Annotated in this window: 12 protein-coding genes and 1 pseudogene; 8 read left to right on the forward strand and 5 right to left on the reverse strand. The window is 72.5% G+C overall.

Annotation, left to right across the window (positions count from 1 at the left end; genetic code table 11):
• Nucleotides 1–186 precede the first annotated feature (186 nt).
• Both OHB04_RS30395 and OHB04_RS30400 read left to right on the forward strand, forming a co-directional pair.
• Nucleotides 187–1,086 (forward strand): alpha/beta hydrolase, encoded by a 900-nt coding sequence (locus tag OHB04_RS30395; RefSeq protein ID WP_326808712.1) that lies wholly within the window; start codon nt 187–189, stop codon nt 1,084–1,086.
• Between the two features lie 192 nt (nt 1,087–1,278).
• Nucleotides 1,279–1,530 (forward strand): annotated as a pseudogene (locus OHB04_RS30400) (nuclear transport factor 2 family protein); the annotation flags it as partial.
• A 181-nt stretch (nt 1,531–1,711) separates the two neighbouring features.
• On the opposite strand, the gene OHB04_RS30405 reads toward OHB04_RS30400, so the two are convergent.
• Both OHB04_RS30405 and OHB04_RS30410 read right to left on the reverse strand, forming a co-directional pair.
• Nucleotides 1,712–4,765 carry an FAD-binding and (Fe-S)-binding domain-containing protein gene (locus OHB04_RS30405; RefSeq protein ID WP_326808713.1) on the reverse strand — a complete coding sequence of 1,018 codons (3,054 nt, stop codon included), beginning with the start codon at nt 4,763–4,765 and terminating at the stop codon, nt 1,712–1,714.
• A 167-nt stretch (nt 4,766–4,932) separates the two neighbouring features.
• Nucleotides 4,933–6,159 carry a pyridoxal-phosphate-dependent aminotransferase family protein gene (locus tag OHB04_RS30410; protein WP_326808714.1) on the reverse strand — a complete coding sequence of 409 codons (1,227 nt, stop codon included), beginning with the start codon at nt 6,157–6,159 and terminating at the stop codon, nt 4,933–4,935.
• A 97-nt stretch (nt 6,160–6,256) separates the two neighbouring features.
• On the opposite strand from OHB04_RS30410, the gene OHB04_RS30415 reads away from it, so the two are divergent.
• The 6 genes from OHB04_RS30415 (at nt 6,257) to OHB04_RS30440 (ending at nt 15,342) form a co-directional block, all read left to right on the forward strand.
• Nucleotides 6,257–7,069: an IclR family transcriptional regulator gene (locus OHB04_RS30415; RefSeq protein ID WP_326690831.1), complete on the forward strand. Its 813-nt coding sequence runs from the start codon at nt 6,257–6,259 to the stop codon at nt 7,067–7,069.
• Nucleotides 7,070–7,291: 222 nt separating this feature from the next.
• On the forward strand, nt 7,292–8,917 hold the full coding sequence (locus tag OHB04_RS30420; RefSeq protein WP_326690832.1) for an SLC13 family permease: 1,626 nt from the start codon (nt 7,292–7,294) through the stop codon (nt 8,915–8,917).
• 90 nt (nt 8,918–9,007) lie between these two features.
• Nucleotides 9,008–10,864: a UvrD-helicase domain-containing protein gene (locus tag OHB04_RS30425; RefSeq protein ID WP_326808715.1), complete on the forward strand. Its 1,857-nt coding sequence runs from the start codon at nt 9,008–9,010 to the stop codon at nt 10,862–10,864.
• Nucleotides 10,861–11,583 (forward strand): DarT ssDNA thymidine ADP-ribosyltransferase family protein, encoded by a 723-nt coding sequence (locus OHB04_RS30430; RefSeq protein WP_326690834.1) that lies wholly within the window; start codon nt 10,861–10,863, stop codon nt 11,581–11,583. The genes OHB04_RS30425 and OHB04_RS30430 overlap by 4 nt, the downstream gene beginning before the upstream one ends.
• Nucleotides 11,580–13,037: an ADP-ribosylglycohydrolase family protein gene (locus tag OHB04_RS30435; protein ID WP_326808716.1), complete on the forward strand. Its 1,458-nt coding sequence runs from the start codon at nt 11,580–11,582 to the stop codon at nt 13,035–13,037. Before OHB04_RS30430 ends, OHB04_RS30435 begins: the two co-directional genes overlap by 4 nt.
• Before the next feature lie 85 nt (nt 13,038–13,122).
• Nucleotides 13,123–15,342 carry an NADP-dependent isocitrate dehydrogenase gene (locus OHB04_RS30440; protein ID WP_326690836.1) on the forward strand — a complete coding sequence of 740 codons (2,220 nt, stop codon included), beginning with the start codon at nt 13,123–13,125 and terminating at the stop codon, nt 15,340–15,342.
• Between the two features lie 130 nt (nt 15,343–15,472).
• Here the strand turns inward: OHB04_RS30440 and OHB04_RS30445 are convergent, their stop codons facing one another.
• From OHB04_RS30445 to OHB04_RS30455, 3 genes are all read right to left on the reverse strand, one after another.
• Entirely contained in the window at nt 15,473–16,327 is an 855-nt protein-coding gene (locus tag OHB04_RS30445) for a DUF1206 domain-containing protein (protein WP_326808717.1), read from the reverse strand.
• A 134-nt stretch (nt 16,328–16,461) separates the two neighbouring features.
• A complete protein-coding gene (locus OHB04_RS30450) occupies nt 16,462–17,790 on the reverse strand; it encodes a DUF5685 family protein (protein WP_326808718.1) in 1,329 nt (442 codons plus the stop codon).
• Between the two features lie 173 nt (nt 17,791–17,963).
• Nucleotides 17,964–19,022, reverse strand: a complete 1,059-nt coding sequence (locus OHB04_RS30455; RefSeq protein ID WP_326690839.1) for a serine hydrolase domain-containing protein — start codon at nt 19,020–19,022, stop codon at nt 17,964–17,966.
• Nucleotides 19,023–19,062: the final 40 nt, after the last annotated feature.

A 19,062-nucleotide genomic window follows, 5' to 3' on the forward strand; every position in this document is an offset into this window, starting at 1 on the left:
CAACCTGCCTTTAGACATCCGTGGTTGTTGCCCGGATCGCAAGCTGCCAGCGTGTCGAGGGCAGCGAGCGAGTAGTGCCTACCGCCCCCTACGCGGCGTGCGGAGGCAGCGGCTCCCCAGCTGCTCACCCCACGGCGGTCGACCGTCGACATGCCGTACCCCTGCCTGCTTCGAGGGAGCCCCGACATGCCTCTGCGTGAACATGTGACTTTCGCCGGCGACGCGGCAAAGCTCACCGGTCACCTCTTTCTGCCCGACCTCACGGGTACCGACGACGCCGCTCCGGTGCCGGGCGTCGTGGTCGCCGGCACCTGGACCAGCGTCAAGGAACAGCTGGCCGACCGGTACGCCGAGCAGCTGGCCCGACGCGGCTTCGCGGCCCTGTCCTTCGACTTCACCGGATACGGCGAATCGGCAGGTGAGCCGCGCGACTACGAGTCGCCGGAACTGAAGATCCGGGACATCCGCGCGGCGGCCGACTTCCTGACCGGGCATCCCGCGGTGAGCGACGGACAACTGGGAGCGTTGGGGGTGTGCGCCGGCGCGATGTACGCGAGCGCCTTCGCCGCCGAGGATTCAAGGGTGCGGTCGCTCGCCCTGGTGGCGCCGTGGCTGCACGACCGCCGTATCTGCGAGGAGAACTACGGCGGCCCGGAGGGCATCGACGCGAAGAAGGCCGCGGCGGCCGAGGCCCGCCGCAGGTACGAGGAGACCGGGGAGGTCGCCTACGTGCCGGTGGTCAGCGGCAGCGACCCGGACGCGGCCATGCCCTTCGACATCGACTTCTACCTCAACCCGGAGCGCGGCGGAATCCCGCAGTGGCCCAACCGGTTCGCCGTCATGGCCTGGCCCGGCTGGCTGGACTTCGACGCCGTCGCGATCGCCCCGAAGGTGACCGCGCCCGTGCTGCTCGTGCACAGCGAGGACGCCGCCGTCCCGGACGGCGCCCGCCGCTTCCACGACGGCCTCGCTGGCCCCGGCCAGGTCATCTGGACCGAGGGCGTCCAGTTCGACTTCTACGACCAGTCACCGCAGGTCGGCATCGCCTCGGACGCGGCGGCCGAGCACTTCGCCCGCACGCTGTGAGCACCCCGCACCCCGCACCCCGCACCCCGGCCACCCTTCACTCCGTACCCCGGCCACCCCGCACATCGCCCCGACAGGAGACCACCCCGTCATGTCCGAGCCCCTTGAGGCCGCCGCGCCGTCCCCGTCCGGGACCAGGACCGAGGTCGTCGAGACCTGCACCCGGATGGCCGTGCACGCCGACCGCCGTGAATGGGCCCTTCTGCGCGGCCTGTTCGCCGAAAGGTGCACCTCGACTACACAAGTCTCAACGGCGGCGAGCCCGTCCAGCTCACTCCTCAGGAGATCGTCGATGCCTGGTCGGCGACGCTCGGCGGATACGACGCCACCCAGCATCTGATCGCCAACCAGCTGGTCCAGGTCGACGGGGACCGCGCCGTCCGCACCGCCTCCTTCCAGGCCACCCACCGCCTCGCCACCCCGCACGGGTCTTCGCTGTGGACGCTCGGTGGCGACTACCGGTGGGGACTGGAGCGGGCCGGCGGCCGATGGCTGATCGACTCCGTGGTGATGACCGCGACGTGGGGGGACATCCAGGCCCCGATGACCGCCGAGGAAGTGGAGCGGCGGAGGGCGCGGGCCGGGCGGCAGCGGGGCCGCGGCTCCGCTCACCGCCCGGTGCCGGCTACCGCGGCTCCACCACCTCCCGCACCAACTCCAGCGGGTGCCGGGCGCGTCGGTGGGTGCCGTGGTGGACCTGCTGGCGGCAGGAGACGCCGGTGGCGGCTATCACCGTGTCGGGGGGTTCGGCGTTGACGGCGGGGAACAGGCGGTCCTGGCCCACGGTCATGGACAGGTCGTAGTGCTCCGACTCGAAGCCGAACGAGCCCGCCATGCCGCAGCATCCGGCGTCCACCTCCTCCACCTGCGCACCGGGGATGCGGGAGAGCAGGGCGACGGTCGCGGCGGTACCGACCTCGGCCTTCTGGTGGCAGTGGCCGTGATAGAGCACGCGCCGCCCCGCCGGCCAGACGTCGTCGCGCAAGCGCAGGCGGCCCTCGTCGATGGCCTCGACCAGCAGTTCCTCCACCTGGCGGACCCGTCCCGCGAGGTCCTGGACGGCCGGGTCGCCGGGGAGCAGTGCCTTGTGCTCGTCGCGCAGCGTCATCAGGCAGGAGGGCTCGCACCCTACGACGGGGGAGCCGGGCGCGCTCTCCTCGGTGAGCAGCCGGGCGAGGTGGGCGGCCTTGGCGCGGGCGTCGTCCACCAGGCCCTTGGACAGGCTCGACCGCCCGCAGCAGCCGCGGCTCTCCAGGCGTACGCGCCAGCCCGCGTGCTCCAGCAGTTCGATCGCCGCGCGGCCGATGGCCGGTTCGGTGTAGGTGGTGAACGAGTCGGCCAGGAAGGTGAGTTCGCCCTGGGGGGATACCCCTTCGTCCTGGGAAGCGGGCGCGGGCCTCCTCGTCGTCGCGGGCGCCGCTCCTCCCCGCCGTCGGCCGTCTCGCCACAGCACGTCCCATCGTCGTCCCCGCGCGCGGAACCACCGCGTCAGGCTCCGGCGCGCGAAGACCGGCAGGGGGCGTTCGCGTGCGATCCCCAGCCTGCGGTCCAGCAGGCGGCGCAGGGCTGCGATCCGGCCCGGCAGGTTGGACAGCGGCGCGGTCGCCGAGCCGAGCCGGTTCAGCAGGCGGATGGCGCCGAAGACGCGCGAGCGCAGCGGCGTGCCGTGCAGGTCGTGGTGGTGGGAGAGCGCCTCGCTCTTGAGTGTCGCCATGTCGACGCCGAGCGGGCACTCGCTCTTGCAGGCCTTGCACATCAGGCACAGATCGAGGATCTCGTGCAGCCGCTCGTCGCCCAGCGCGGTGCGCGGATCCGGCTCGGACAGCGCCTTGACCAGCGCGCCGGCCCGCCCGCGCGTGGAGTCCTCCTCCTTGCGGGTGGCCATGTAGGACGGGCACATGACGCCGCTGCCGCTCTTGCGGCACAGCCCGATGTTCATGCACCGGTCGGCGGCGCCGCGCATCCCGCCGACGACCTCGAACGAGAGCCGCGTACGCAGCGGGCCCGGCGCGGGCAGGGCGGCGTCGCGCAGGTTCTCCGTCATCGAGGGCGCGTCCACGATCTTGCCCGGGTTCATCAGGTTGTCCGGGTCGAAGACGCGTTTGACCTCGCGCATCGCCTCGTAGAGGTCCTCGCCGAAGATCTGCCGGTTGAACTCGCTGCGGGCCAGGCCGTCGCCGTGCTCGCTGGAGTTGACGCCGCCGTACTCGGTGACGAGGTCCTTCACCTCCTCCGCCACCGCCCGCATGGTGCGCTCCTGTGCCGGGTCGGCCAGGTCCACGAAGGGCCGTACGTGCAGACAGCCGACCGAGCAGTGGCCGTAGAAGCCCGCGGTCAGCCCGTGCCGGTCCAGCACCTGCTTGAACCGGCGGGTGTAGTCGGCCAGATGGACAGGGTCGACGGCGGTGTCCTCGACGAAGGCCAGCGGGCGCCGGGTGCCCTCGCTCGCCGCCATGAGCAGGCCAAGGCTGGACTTGCGGACCTTCAGCAGCGCCGACTGCTGGGCCGGGGTGACGGCCTTGAGGGTGTGGTAGCCGTGCCCGTGCCGCTCCCACAGCCGGGTGAGCCGCTCCAGTCGCCCCGTCAGCTCGTGCTCGTCGTCGCCGGTGAAGCTGACGAACAACAGCGCGTCCGGGTCGCCCTCCAGCAGCGCGCCGAGGGAGGCGTACTCGATCCGCTGCCGCGACAGGTCCAGGATCGTGCGGTCCATCAGCTCGACGGCGGCCGGGTCGCACTCCAGCGCGTCCTCCGTCGCGGCGACGGCGGCGGCCACCGAGGTGAAGTGGCCCACGGCGATCACCGTCCTGGCAGGCTTGGGTACCAGGTCGACCAGGGCCCGGGTGGCGAGAACGAGGGTGCCCTCCGAGCCGACGACGAACTTGGCGAGGTCGAAGGGGACGTCCTGGCGCGCCAGCCGGTCGAGCCGGTAGCCGCAGGCGCGCCGCCAGAACGGGGGGAAGTCCTCGGCGACGGCCTTGGCGTTCTCCAGCAGGATCCGGGGCAGCGCGCGGTAGAGCCGGCCCTCCAGGGTGGTTTCGCGGGCCCGGCGCACGACCTCGTCGTCCCCCACGGGGGCGAGGCGGGCGAGGCTGGCGTCGGAGAGCACCACGTCGAGTTGCTGTACGTGGTCGATGGTCATGCCGTACCGCAGGGAGCCGCTGCCCGCCGAGTTGTTGCCGATCATCCCGCCGAGGGTGGCGCGGTTGCTGGTGGAGGTGTCGGGGCCGAACATCAGGCCCAGCGGAGCGGCGGCGCGGTTGAGCTGGTCCTGGACGACGCCGGTCTCCACGAGCGCGGTGCGGGCGCCCTCGTCGATCTCCACGATGCGGTTCATGTGGCGGGACAGGTCGAGGACCAGGCCCGGCCCCACCGTCTGCCCGGCCAGGCTCGTGCCCGCGCCCCGGGGCACCAGCGGCACGCCGTACTCCCGGGCCGCCGCCGTCGCCGCCTGCACGTCCCCGACGTGCCGGGGGAAGACGACGCCGACGGGCGTGATCGTGTACATGCTGGCGTCGCGGGAGAACAGATGGCGGGTGTAGTCGTCGAAGCGGACCTCGCCGTCGAGGTCCCGGTGCAGCCGGTGCGCCAGCCCGGCGGTGGCGTCGGGGGGCGGGGCGTCCCGCTCCGCGCGCTCGGTGCTGTCACCCGCCGCGGCGGCGCCGGTGCTGATCGCTGTCATGTGCGCGTGCTCCCTTGGCCTTGGGGGGAGGAGGGTTACGGGATGCGCCGATCCTTGAGGGGCGGGGGGCCTGTTCGGGGCTCGGGGCTCGGGGCCCTTTGGGGGCGCTCCGCGCGCGGTCCGTCCGTCGTGCGCGGTCACGAGGTGCGCGGTCACGTGGTGCCCGGTCACTCCGCGCGCAGCACGTCCAGCGCCGCCGCCAACCCGCCCTGGTCGACGGGTACTCCGGCCAGCTCCAGCCCCATCTGCACCCCGGCGAGGGTTCCCGCCAGGGTCAGGTCGCTCAGGTGTCCGAGGTGGCCGATGCGGAAGACGCGTCCGGCCAGCTTGCCGAGCCCGGCACCGAGTGACATGTCGAACCGGTCCAGCACGATCTCCCTGACCTTGTCCGCGTCGTGGCCTTGAGGCATCAGCACCGCGGTGAGCGAACCGGAGTGCTCGCGCTCGTCGGCACACAGCACCTCCAGGCCCCAGCCCCGTACGGCGGCCCGGGCGGCGCGCGCGTGCCGGGCGTGCCGTGCGAAGACGGCGGGCAGCCCCTCGGCGTTGAGCATGCGGAGTGCCTCGTCGAGCCCGTAGAGCAGGTTGGTCGCCGGGGTGTACGGGAAGAAGCCGTTCCGGTTCGCCTCCAGCATGGGCTGCCAGTCCCAGAAGGACGTGCGCGAGTGCGCGCGGCGGGAGGCGGCGAGGGCCTTCTCGCTGACGGCGTTGAAGCTCAGGCCCGGGGGCAGCATGAGCCCCTTCTGCGAGCCGGCGACCGTCACGTCGACGCCCCACTCGTCGTGCCGGTAGTCGATCGAGCCGAGCGAGGAGATGGTGTCGACGAGCAGCAGCGCGGGGTGGCCGCTCGCGTCGATCGCCCCCCGGATCTCGGGGATCCGGCTGGTCACACCCGTCGAGGTCTCGTTGTGGACGACGCACACGGCTTTGATCAGGCGTTCGGTGTCCGCCGCCAGCTTGTGGGCGAGGGTCTCGGGGTCGGCGCCGTGGCGCCAGTCGCCCGGCACGAGGTCCACGTCCAGGCCGAGTTCGTCCGCCATCCGCTGCCACAGCGTCGCGAAGTGCCCGGTCTCGAAGCACAGCACGCGGTCGCCGGGGCTGAGCGTGTTGACGAGTGCGGCCTCCCAGGCACCGGTGCCGGAGGACGGGTAGATCACCACGGGTCCCGTCGTCCCGAACACCGGCTTGAGCTCGGCCAGCAGACGCAGCGTCAGTTGGGCGAACTCCGCCCCGCGGTGGTCGATGGTGGGTGCCGCGAGGGCGCGGAGCACCTGGTCGGGGACGTTCGTCGGGCCGGGGATCTGGAGGAAATGACGGCCGGTGTGCAGGGTCTTGGCATGCGGCGCCCCGGCGCGTGGGGTCCCGGCGTGCGGCGTCCCGGTGTGCAGGGTCAAGGAGCCAGCCCCCTTGAATTTTGTGCCGCCTGACGGCACGATGTGTCGTGCGATGGCACGGCGGAGCATAGGTGCGACCGGCTGAGGGAGTCAACGGATGCAGAACGTCCGCAACGCGCTGCGCGTCCTGGAAGAGGTCGCCGAGCGGCAGCCCGCCGGGGTCGCCGACCTCGCCCGTGCCCTGGAGATCCCCAAGAGCACCGTCCAGCGGGCCCTGTTGACGCTCCAGGACGCCGGTTGGCTGCGCCCCTCGGACGGCACCGGCGCCACCCGCTGGGTGCTGACGACAAAGCCGTTGCTCATCGGGCGCAGCACCTCGGGAGACCTGAGCCTGCGCGATGTGGCGGTGCCGGTGATGGAAGAACTGCGGGGGCGCTGCGACGAGACGGTCCATCTGGCCGTGCCGGAGGGCGGCAAGGTCGTGCTGATCGAGCGGCTGGAGACCTCCCAGCCGGTGCGCATCATCCTGCCGCTGGGCAAGAACCTGCCGCTGCACGCCTCGGCGAACGGCAAGGCCGTGCTGGCCGCCAGCGGGCCGGAGTTCATCGAGCGCTATCTGGCCGAGGGCCTGACCCGGTTCACCGGCACCACGATCACCGAACGGGAGCGGCTGCGCGCGGAGTTGGCGCTCATCCGGAAGCGGGGCTACGCGACGAACGACGGTGAGTGGCGCACGGACGTCTCGGCCGCCGCCGCGCCCGTTGTCGGACGGTCCGGAGAGCCCGTCGCGAGCATCAGCATCAACGTGCCCAGCAGTCGTGTGACCAGCGAAACCCGCGCCCAGCACGGTGTGTTGGTGTGTGCGGCGGCGGCGGAGATCGGCTCCGCGCTGGGCGGGGTGCGTGAGGTGGGGTCCTCGGGGGGTAGGGGTAGACGGCGCGGTGACGCCCCGTCGCCGCACACCCCTTGACGGGGTGTGACGCAGGTCTCAATACTTCCCCGAGTGAATGATGTATTCCGCATCGCGGAATACATGCTGCCCGCTGGGCACCGCACGGCTGCGGCGCGGGCGCGGTCGTTCAGCGCTGCCCGCGCACCGGCGGGCCGGCGTGCTGAGGTCCCCACTGCGCCTCGCCCCGCTCCGCCCCGCGAGCCGGACCGCATGACCATCGGCCGAAGGCAGGGAAGCCTCGTGTCAGATCACGTCATCTCCATCATCGGGATTGTGCTGGTATTCCTCGTCGCGACCACGTTCAACGTCCATATGGGAGTGCTCGCTCTCGTGGCCGCCTTCGTGGTGGGAACGGCATTCGCGGCGCAGTCGACCGACGACATCTTCTCCGGATTCCCCGGTGACTTGTTCGTCGTCCTGGTCGGCGTGACCTTTCTGTTCGCCATCGCCAGGAACAACGGCACGGTGGACTGGCTCGTCCACATGTGCATGAAAGCGACCGGGGGCCGCGCCGCGCTCATGCCCTGGGTGATGTTCCTGGTCACGGCGCTGCTCGCCGGGGTCGGCGCGGTAACTCCCGCCGCCGTCGGAATCATCGCCCCCATCGGAATGAGCGTCGCCCGGCGCTACGGGATCAACCCGCTCCTGATGGGAATCCTCATCATCAACGGAGGCAGCGCGGGCGGATTCTCGCCCATCGGCGTCTACGGCACCATCACGAACGGCGTCGTCGCCCGCAACGACCTCCCGGGAAGCCCCGGCCTGATTTTCCTCTACTCCCTCCTGTTCAACCTCCTGTTGAACACCGCCGCTTTTCTTCTGTTCGGCGGACGGGAATTGCTCGGCCGCCGCGGCGAGGTTCCGCTGCCGCCGTCGCAGCCGCGTGAGACCGCCGCCGTGGGGGTGACGCCCGCTTCGACGGTGACGGCCGCGTCGGGGACGGCGGTCGTCCCGGAGGCGAGGGCCGGCACGGGGCTCGTGGAGCCGCCCGCCCCGGCCGACAGCCGGGAGCCGCTCGACGCCAACGGGCCGGTTGCCGCGGCCACCTTGGGCGGCGGCTCTGTGCCGGGCACCGAGCCTTCGGCCGACGGACCGGCTTCCGGCGACGCCTCGCCCGCGACGGGCGGCACAGGAACCATGGCTGGCGCCGCCGGGAGGGTTGGCGCCGACGGGCCGGTTGGCGCCGTCGCGACGGATGGCGGCCCGGCCTCCGTCGGCGGTCCGGCCGCCGACGACGGGGCGGGTTCCGGCCCCGGGGACGGGAGCCCGCCGCTGGACCTCTCGCGGGGGCTCACGCTCCTCGGGCTCGTCGGAGTCGTCGTCGGCGCCCTCTTCTTCGACCTCGACGTCGGACTCATGGCGCTCACCGTGGCGGTCGTGCTCTCGCTCGTCTCGCCGCAGTCCGCGAAGGGCGCGGCGGAGAAGTGCGCGTGGACGACCGTGCTGCTGGTGTGCGGCATCGTGACGTACGTGAACCTGATGGAGCGCATCGGCACCATCGACTACCTCGGCGACAAGGTGACCTCGATCGACGCCCCGCTGCTGGCGGCCCTGCTCATCTTGTTCATCGCGGCCCTCGTCACCGCGTTCGCCTCCACCACCGGCATCCTGGGCGCCCTGATCCCGCTGGCCGTGCCGTTCCTGCTGAGCGGCGAGGTGGGCGCGGTGGCGCTCATCGCCGCGCTGGCGATCTCCTCCTCGGTCGTCGACGCCTCCCCCTTCTCCACCAGCGGCGCCCTCGTCACCGCGAACGCCGTGGAGGCGGACCGCGAGCTCGTCTTCCGCCGTCTGATGATGTGGGGCTTCAGCCTGGTGATCGTCGTACCGCTCGTGACATGGGGGGTGTTCGTGGTGCCGGGCTGGTAGTGGGGGCTGGTGGGGCGGGCTGTCGGCCGGGGCCGGGCTCCGGCGTGATCCCCTCTTGTCCCTCGTCGCCGAGGTCCGGAGGATACGGGCATGGCGGAGGAGCGTTGTGTGCACGAGATGGTGGTCGGACAGTGCACGGTGTGCGCCCCGGCCCCCAAGGGGCTGTCGGCATGGGTCTACATCACGCGAGGGGGCTCGGTCTTCCACCGTACGACCGGCTGCGAGGCGCTGTACGACGGGCAGCGCAAGGCCGTTCGCTCCGGCAGGGACACCCACGCCCCGCAGCACATCCCCCTGGCCGACGTCCAGGAGAAGCGGGGGCCCTGCGTCATCTGCTTCCCCGCGCACCGCCCCTCGGCCATCCCAGGCACCGGCACCAACCCGGGCACCGGCACCCGCATCAACCCCGGCACCGGCCACAGCACCCGCACCGGCACCAACGTCCGTACACGATCGGGTACATCGGCGTCCCCCAAGGCGGCGGGGCCCGAGCTGCCGGAGCCGAAGGGCCACCAGCGGGACGTCGTGTTCCTCAAGACCGAGGGCCACTGCGTCGTCCTCGGCACCGCGGGCAGCGGCAAGACGACCATGGCGGTGCACCGCGCCCACTTCCTGGCGGGGGCGCCCGGCATCGGCGGGCCGACGCTGCTCGTCACCTTCAACCGAGCGCTGGTCAACCACCTGCGCGCTGTCGCGGGCGGGACGCCCGGCCTGCGCATCGAGACCTATCACGAGTTCGCGCGCGGTTATCTCAACGGGCGGAGACCCACGCCGGTCAGCATCTGCGGGGACAAGGCGGCCTTGGTCGAACGGGCGTTGGCGGCTGTGCGGCCCGTCCATCCCACCCAGCCCGTCGCGCGGCGTCCCACGCGGTTCTTCCTCGACGAGCTGCGCTGGATCGCCGGCCACGGCATCGACGAGAGAGCCGCCTACGTCGATGGCCGTACCCGCCGGTTCGGCCGGGGCTCCGGACTCCGGTCCGCCGAGCGGGAGGTGGTCTTCGACGTGTACGAGGCGTACCTCGAACTCCGGCGCGCGCGAGGCTCCCACCACGACTGGGACGACCTCGCCTCCGCCGTGGCGGAGGAGCTGGCGGCCGACCGGTCGCAGCGGCACTACCGCCACATCGTCGTGGACGAGGGACAGGACTTCACCCCCGAGATGCTCCGGAGCCTGGCCGCCGCGGTTCCGGCCGACGGCTCGTTCACTTTCTTCGGAGACTACGCACAGCAGATCTACGGCAGGCGCATGTCGTGGCGTTCGGTGGGCCTGGAGGTCTCCGGGGTCGTGAAGTTCGTCAACAACTACCGCAACACCAGGCAGATAGCGGCGCTGACGCGGGCCGTCGCGGGGATGCCGCACTTTCGCGGCGAGACCGCTCCGGGCCGGAGCGCGGAGCCGGGCCAGGACGAGACCGGCCCTGGCCAAGACGACGAGGCCGATCTCGTCCAGCCGGTACGGCCCGCCGTCAACGGCCCGGCGCCCACGCTCCTTCAGGCGGCGAGCAGGGCGGAACAGCTCCGGATGGCCGTGCGGGTCGCCATCGCGCGGGTCGCGGAGTACAAGCGGGTGGGGGTCCTCATGCGCACCCGCGAGCACGAGCGGGAGCTGGAGCGGCTGTTCGGCGCCGCCCGGGTCACCGCACGCCGGCTCGACCGGCACCTGGAGGGCTGGGTCGAGGGGCCGGGGCTGTGCTACGGGACATACTCCGCCGCGAAGGGGCTGGAGTTCGACTCGGTGATCCTGCCCCGGTGCGACGCCGACAGACTGCCCCACCCGGAGGAGGTGGCGGCCCACGGCCCCGTCGAGGCGCGGGCCAGGGAGGCGCGCCAGCTGTACGTGGCCCTCACCCGGGCCCGCACCGATCTGTTCCTGCTGCACTCCGGTCCGCTCACCGACCTGCTCCCGGACGAGATGTCAGACCTCTTCCATAGGGTCGTCACATGAACGCGATCCTCGACGAGGCACGCCGCAGGGGCATCACACGGCTGTGCCATCTGACCCCCTCGGCAAACCTGGCGCACATCCTCGCAGCGGGTGAGCTGCGGCCGGTGGCCGACCTGCGCCAGGGCGGGGACGCCTACCGGCCCGTCGACCGCGAGCGCCGCGACGGCGCGCCGGGGCACCTGTTCCTGTCCGTCGAGTACCCCAACGTCTGGTACCACGGCAGGGCTTCGGCCCGGGATGCGAACTTCACGGGCTGGGTGGTGCTGACCTTCGGTGCCGAACTGCTGGCGCGGCCCGGCACCCGGTTCTCGCCGTACAACTCCGCGCGGGACGGCAGCGCCGGTGCCCTCGAGGGGCCGGCGGGATTCGGCGCGCTGTTCGCGCCCGCCGTCACGGGCAACGCCACGCGGGTGCGCCGCCCCGGCCACCCGGACTGGTGGCCCACCGACGACCAGGCGGAGATACAGATCTCCGGTGCCATACCGCTCTCCGCCGTGCGCGAGGTGCTCTTCCCCTCCGAACAGCAGGCGGCTCTCGACCACTTCGCACTCGCGCGGCAGTTCGGGATGGGGCACCTCCTGCCGCCGCTGTCGGTCGCACCGGAGGTCTTCGACGCGCCCACGCTGAGCGGTGCGGTGCGCGCGGGCAGCCGGGTGGGGGAGACGCGGTTCGTCCCGGCCGCCGAGGGAGCGGCCCCGGCCGGGGGAGCCACCCCGTGAGCGCCGGGCCGCACCCGTGGGGCGACCGGGCCCGGGGCATGCTGCTCGGCGCGGCGGTCGGGGACGCGCTGGGCTGGCCGGACGAGCGGCGGGACCGCACCCGCTCCGTGCGCCCGCCGCAGGAGACCGGCACGAGCTTCCCCGCATGGGAGCGCGTCGCGGGCAACCGCTTCCGCCCCTTCACGGAAGAGGTGGCGCCGGGGGAGTACAGCGACGACACCCAGATGATCCTCGCGGTGGCCCGCGCCCGGCTCGCCGCCGGGGCGGCGTGGCCCGGGTGGCTCCAGCGGGTGGAGTGGCCCCTCTTCCCCGCCTACGAACGGGGCGCGGGAGCGAGCGTCAAGCGCGCCTGTCGTGCCTGGGAGGCACACGGCGCCCCGTGGGGACGCCGGGCCGACGACGCCGCCAAGTACTTCGCGGCCGGGGCCAACGGCGCCGCCATGCGGATCGCGCCGCACGTCATCGCCCATCACGCCGGGCCGTTCGAGGCCCTCGCCCAGGATGTGGTGTGCGACGCGGCCACCACGCACGGACATCCGCGTGCGCTGGTCGGCGCCCTGGTGCACGCGTACGCGCTGTGGGCGGCCATGCGCCGTCCGACGCCGCCGTCGTACGGCTGGCTGCCGGAGGCGGTCGCCGAGGGGATCGACGCGTGGCGCGCGCCGGTGTGGCGGTCCCTGGACCCCGACTGGCGCACGGCGGCAGCCGAAGCCTTCCCCTCCGGCTACGCGCGGGCGTGGGACGAGACGGTGCGTGAGGTGGCGGACCTGCTGGAGGTCGCCCGGGACGAGCCGGGAGCCCGCGACGAGCCGGGCGCCGGGGACGAGCCGGGCGCCGGGGACAGCGGGGACAGCGGTGCCCTGCGGGAGCCGTCCCGCTTTCTGGAGGCGCACGGGCTCACCCGCCGGAAGACCAGCGGCTCCGGCACGCTGTGCGCGGTGGCCGCCGTCCTCCTGGCCGCCGCGCACGCGCACAGCCCCGCGGACGGCCTCGCCGTACCCGCGCACCTGCCCGGCGCTGACACGGACACGCTCGCTTCGATGACGGGCAGCCTGCTGGGGGCCGGGCTGGGCCAGGGCTGGCTGGGTGGCTACGGCCAGGAGGTCCAGGACGCACAGCTCCTCGCCGCGCAGGCCGAGGCACTGTTGCGCGCGCCGCACGACGGCCACGACGGCCACGGCCACGACCACGACGATCACGACGGTCACGACGGTCACGACGGCGAGGTTCCGCCCCGTGAGCGGGCGGGGGAGGAGCTGAAGCGCTTCCGCGCCGCGCTGGACGGCGCGGCCCCGGGCGACGGCCTGTCCCTCCCCGGCGGGCGCACGGCCCGCGTCCTGGCCGCCGATGAGGCCGTGGCGGGAAAGTGGCGGGCCCGTCGCCACCGGCTGGTGACAGCGGACGGACAGACCCTCGTCCTCCTCCACGGCGTGCACGCCGCTCCGAAGCCGTAGGGTCCGATGCCGGGGTGCTGTCCGCACCGGCCGCGCTACGAGATATCTTGATATCGAGACGATGTAGACGCGAAGCGGAGTAGCGGTGACTGACTCGACCATCATCTATACGCACACTGACGAGGCCCCGGCCCTGGCGACGTATTCGTTCCTGCCCGTGGTCGAGGCATACGCCTCCACGGCGGGTGTCGCCGTGGAGAGCCGCGACATCTCGCTGGCCGGGCGGATCATCGCCGGCTTCCCCGAGCGCCTCGAAGAGGGGCAGCGCGTCGAGGACGCCCTCTCCCAGCTCGGCGAGCTGGCCAGGACGCCCGAGGCCAACATCATCAAGCTGCCGAACATCTCGGCGTCCATCCCTCAGCTCAAGGCCGCCATCGCCGAGCTCCAGGAGCAGGGCTACGCGCTGCCGGACTACCCCGACGACCCGAAGACCGACGAGGAGCGGGACGTACGTGCCCGCTACGACAAGGTCAAGGGCAGCGCCGTGAACCCGGTGCTGCGCGAGGGCAACTCCGACCGGCGGGCGCCCGCCTCGGTCAAGAACTACGCCCGCTCCAACCCGCACCGCATGGGCGCCTGGTCGGCCGACTCCAAGACGAACGTCGCGCACATGGAAGGCGACGACTTCCGCTCCACGGAGAAGTCCGTCGTCCTCGCCGAGGACGCCACCTTGCGCATCGAGCTGGTCGGCGACGACGGCAGCACCACCGTGCTGCGCGAGTCGGTGCCGGTGCTGGCCGGTGAGGTCGTGGACGCCTCCGTCATGCGCGTCGCCGCGCTGCGGGAGTTCCTCGCCGCGCAGGTCGCCCGTGCCAAGGAAGAGGACGTGCTCTTCTCCGTGCACCTGAAGGCGACGATGATGAAGGTCTCGGACCCGATCATCTTCGGCCACGCGGTGCGCGCCTTCTTCCCCAAGACGTTCGCCGCGTACGGCGACAAGCTCGCCGCCGCCGGCCTGACGCCGAACGACGGGCTCGGCGGCATCTACAAGGGCCTGGAGTCGCACCCGGAGGGCGCCGAGATCAAGGCGTCCTTCGACAGCGAGCTGGCCCAGGGCCCCGACCTGGCGATGGTCGACTCGCACCGCGGCATCAGCAACCTGCACGTGCCCAGCGACGTCATCGTCGACGCGTCCATGCCCGCGATGATCCGCACCTCGGGTCACATGTGGAACAAGGACGACCAGGAGCAGGACACCCTCGCGGTCATCCCCGACAGCAGCTACGCGGGCATCTACCAGGCCGTCATCGAGGACTGCCGCGCCAACGGCGCCTACGACCCGGCCACCATGGGCTCGGTCCCCAACGTCGGTCTGATGGCGCAGAAGGCCGAGGAGTACGGCAGCCACGACAAGACCTTCGAGATCCCCACCACCGGCACGGTGCGGGTCCTGGACGGCGCCGGCAACGCCGTGCTGGAGCAGGCCGTCGGCGAGGGCGACATCTTCCGGATGTGCCAGACCAAGGACATCCCGATCCAGGACTGGGTCAAGCTGGCCGTCTCCCGCGCCCGCGCCACCGGCGACCCGGCCGTCTTCTGGCTGGACGCGGGCCGTGCGCACGACACCAACCTGATCGCCAAGGTCCGGCAGTACCTCGCCCTGCACGACACCGAGGGCCTGCGCATCGAGATCATGTCGCCCGTCGACGCGATCGCCTTCTCCCTGGAGCGCATCCGCCGCGGCGAGGACACGATCTCCGTCACGGGCAACGTGCTCCGCGACTACCTGACCGACCTGTTCCCGATCCTGGAGCTGGGCACCAGCGCCAAGATGCTCTCGATCGTCCCGCTGATCAACGGCGGCGGGCTGTTCGAGACCGGCGCAGGCGGCTCGGCCCCCAAGCACGTGCAGCAGCTCGTCAAGGAGAACTACCTGCGCTGGGACAGCCTGGGTGAGTTCCTCGCGCTCGCGGTCAGCTTCGAACACCTCGCGCAGAAGACGGGCAACGCACGCGCCCAGATCCTCGCGGACACCCTCGACCGCGCCACGGGCACCTTCCTGAACGAGAACAAGTCGCCCAGCCGCAAGCTCGGCGGCATCGACAACCGCGGCAGCCACTTCTACCTCGCCCTGTACTGGGCCCAGGAGCTGGCCCAGCAGACCGAGGACACGCAGCTCGCGCAGGCGTTCTCCGCGCTCGCCCAGACCCTGGCCGAGCAGGAGCGAACCATCGTCGACGAGCTGCTGGCCGTCCAGGGCTCCCCGGCCGACATCGGTGGCTACTACCAGCCGGACTCGGCCAAGGCCGCCACCGTCATGCGCCCCTCGAAGACCTTCAACGAGGCGCTCGGCGTGCTGAGCTGACGCGTATACGCGGGCCGTGTGTGCGTACGCGTACGCACACACGGCCCGCGGGACGAGGGTCCCGGGAGCGCCGAACGGCTGCCGCTCCCGGGACCTTTCGCGTTTCCCGCCCGTCAGGCGTCAGGCGCGCTCACACCTTGCGCCAGCGCGCGACCGCGAAGGAGAAGACCCCGAACAGCGCGAGGCACAGCGCCACGGCCACCAGCAGCCACGGCCCCGCCGGGGTTTCGGTGAAGGAGCGCAGGGTGTCATCCAGGCCCTTGGCCTTGTCCGGCTCGTACTCGACGGCGGCACGTACCGCGAACGCGCCCGCAGCCGCGAACACCAGCCCGCGCGCCGTCCCGCCCGCGACCCCGGTCCCGTCCACCAGCCGCTTGGTGGCACGGGACATCTGGCCCATACGCAGGTGTTCGTGGTACTTGCGCAGCAGTGCCCGGATCGCCATCCACACCCCCGCGACGACGATCCCGGCCGCCACGATCCCCACCAGCCACTGCCCGCCCGGCAGATCGAGGGCCTTGGCCGTCACGTCCTGCGACTGCTTGTCGCTCGACCCGCTGCCGCTGCCCTCGTCACCGGCGGCGAAGGCGAGCACCGAGTAGGCGACGAACCCGTAGAAGACCGCGCGGGCCGCCGACAGCAGCCGCTTGCGCACCTTTTGCCCGTCCGGCCCGGCGGCGCCGAACAGCGCCTCGAACAGCCGCCACAGCGCCATCGCCGCCAGCCCGAGCCCCAGCGCCCACAGCAGGAACGCGCCGAACGGCTTGCCCGCGACCTCCTCCAGCGCCCCGCCCCTGTCGGCCTGTCCGCCGCCCTTCTTGCCTCCCTCGAAGGCGACCTGGAGCGCCAGCAGCCCCACCAGCAGATAGATGACCCCCCGCGCCGCGAACCCGGACCGCGCCGCACCCCCGACCACGGGCCGCGCATTGGCCTTCGCCTTGCGTGCGTTCCTGCGGCTACGTCCCCTCGCGACGGATATTTCCATGTAACCCTCCCGGCGACTCCTGCGGCGAGTGCCCACAATCGGTCGGGGCACACTCGCCGTAGCACGGGGCTACGTGGGGTTACAGATGGTGGGGCGGTCGGCCCCCTGGGACGCCGCCGGGCGCTGCGGCTCCTTCAAGCCCCGCAGTCGCAACAGCCGCAGCATTCACAGCACTCACAACTGTCGCAGCAATCGCAGCAGTCGCAGTCCTGGCAGCACCCCTCGCGCTTCTTGCGGGACCAGGGACCTTCGTACTCCTCGGCGCAGCACAGCTTGCAGGTGCAGCACAGGCCCATGAACGCGCCGCATCCGGCGAGGAATCCGCGCGGTGGCTTCCGCCCGTGCGGCAGGTGGGGTCCCGAGCCGCCGGGGCCGCCCGGTCCGCCGCCGTGGCCGTCACCGCCCGCGCCGCCGGGCGGCACCTGGTCGCCCGCGTACGGGTGCTGAAGCCCGTTGAGCCCCTGCGGCCCTTGCCCGTAGGGCGGCTGCTGGCCGTAAGGCGGCTGCCCGTACGGGGACTGCCCGTAAGGCGGCTGGCCGTACGGGTACGGGCCGCCGGGCTGTCCCTGGTGCGGGTCCGCCGCGCCGTGGCCCGGGTGGGAGCAGGTGGTGGTGCCGAACGCGCGGTCCACCGAGCGGGGCAGCTCGTGCACCAGCAGCGCGTGGGCCAGCGCCGGGTCGGTGAACTCCACCTCCCGCAGCGCGAGCCGGATGCCGTGCAGCGCGTCGTCGCACAGCCGACGGGCCTCGGCGAGCGTGGCGCCGGTGGCGGTGAGCGGGTTCCAGGCGCCCTCGGCGGCGTCCGCCGCGCGGTCCTCCACGGCGTCCAGCAGATGCGCCAGGCGCCCGAACAGCCGTCCGGCCTCGGCGAGCGGCGCGGCGTTGCCGGGCCGTCCCGCCAGCTTCGCGGTGTGGGCGAACGCCGCCGAAGTTGCCGTCTCCGTCGGCTCGGTCACGGCCGTCAGCGGGGTGCCGGGGCCCGCGAGCAGCTCGATGCCGGTCTGCCGGTCGACCGCGTCGACCAGCACCGCCGTGTCGAAGCCCAGCGTGCCGCCGGAGCGCGCACCGGCCCGGTCCCAGCCCTTCGCGATCTTGCGCGCGGCGGCGGCGAGGGGGCGGCGGCGCAGCATCCCGTTGCCGTCGGCGATGTGGTCGCGGACCTTCGCCGAGGCGAGCACGAGCGAGACGGAGGCGGCCAGCCGCGCGCCCTCGCCCCGCGCCACCGAGGCGGTGCGCATGCCGCGCAGCGGGCAGGGCCCGGCGGTGCGGCGGTCGGCGTCGGCGCGGCCCGTCTGCGCGTCGGTCAGCACCGACACCAGCAGCCCGTCGTAGTTGGTGACGATCCGCGCGAACTGCCCGTGGTCGCCGCGGAGTGTGAGACACAGCCCGCACAGGTGTGCCATCCACTCGGACCTGAGCCCCTCGGACAGGCGGTGCTGGCAGGGCCTGACTATTCCGAACACGTGAGTATCCCCCCGTACCTCTGCGCGGTGCTTGTGCAGTGCGGCGATCGTATCCACGGAGGCCACGGCTCTGTCCATGGGAGGGGTTCAGCGAACGCGCGGGCGGAAGCCTGCCGAGGGCTGCGACGGCGAAGCCGTCAGCGGCCCGGTCAGGGGCCCGGCCGTGGATCCCGTCACGGCATGTGTGCCGCGGGCCGGAACGCGGCGTGCAGTACGTCGTCGAAGATGCCGATGGGGTCCTCCCAACACCCCTCGGTCCAGTCGCTGTTGACGTTGAGGGCGACGGTGCGCGTGCCGTCCCGCGAACCGTAGACGTAGGTCCAGGAGCCGAACAGGGCCCCGCCCATGCCCCACAGGCGGCGGCCCGAGGGCAGAGTGAGGGAGGAGATGCCCAGGCCGTAGGCGGTGTTCGGGATCCAGTCCCGGGTCGGGGTGGTGGTGAACATCTCACGGCCGGAATCCGCCGGGAGCACCTGCCCGTCCAGCAGCGCTCGGAAGAACGCGCTGAGGTCGCCGAGGGTGGAGATCATGCCCCCTGCCGCCCAGAAGAGGGAGCTGTCCAGCTCCGTCGCGTCGTGGACGGGGGCCTCGGGGCCGGGGACGAACAGCTTTGTGTAGTGGCGGGCGTGCGGGCCGCGTATCTCCGGGTCGTCACCGTTCGGCAGGTAGGTGCCGGTCAGCCCCAGCGGTCCGGCGACGCGGCCGGTGATCTCGTCGGCCAGCGCGCCGCCGGTGGCGCGCTCGATGATGAGTCCGGCCAGGACGTAGTTGGTGTTGGAGTAGCCCCAGTGCGTGCCCGGCGGAGCGAAGACGGGCGGGTGGGCGGCGGCGACGCCGACGAGCTGCTCGGGGGTGTGGGTCTCGCGGCGGTTCAGGGCCTCCTGGTCCTGGGTGTAGTTGAAGATTCCGCTGGTGTGGCCGAGCAGCTGGCGGAGGGTGGCGCTCCCGCCGCCCTCGTGGAGCAGGCCCGGCAGCCACTGTTCGACGGTGTCGTCGAGGCTCAGCCGGCCTTCGTCGGCCAGGCGCAGCGCCACGGTCGCGACGAAGGTCTTGGTGACGCTGCCGACGCGGAAGCGTTCGGCCGCCGTCCGTGGCGCGCCGGTCGCCGTGTCGGCCGTCCCGGCCGTGCCGAACCAGCGCTCCGCACCGTCGCGGATCTCCGCCACGATGCCGGGGACGCCGCCCTCGCTCACGGCCCGGTCGAGCACGCGCTGGACCTCACTTGTCGTCATCGGCTCCTGCCCCGTCCGGTCGGTCGCGCACGCCGGTGTG

Origin of the sequence: Streptomyces sp. NBC_01775, assembly GCF_035917675.1 — a bacterium.
GTDB lineage: Bacteria > Actinomycetota > Actinomycetes > Streptomycetales > Streptomycetaceae > Streptomyces.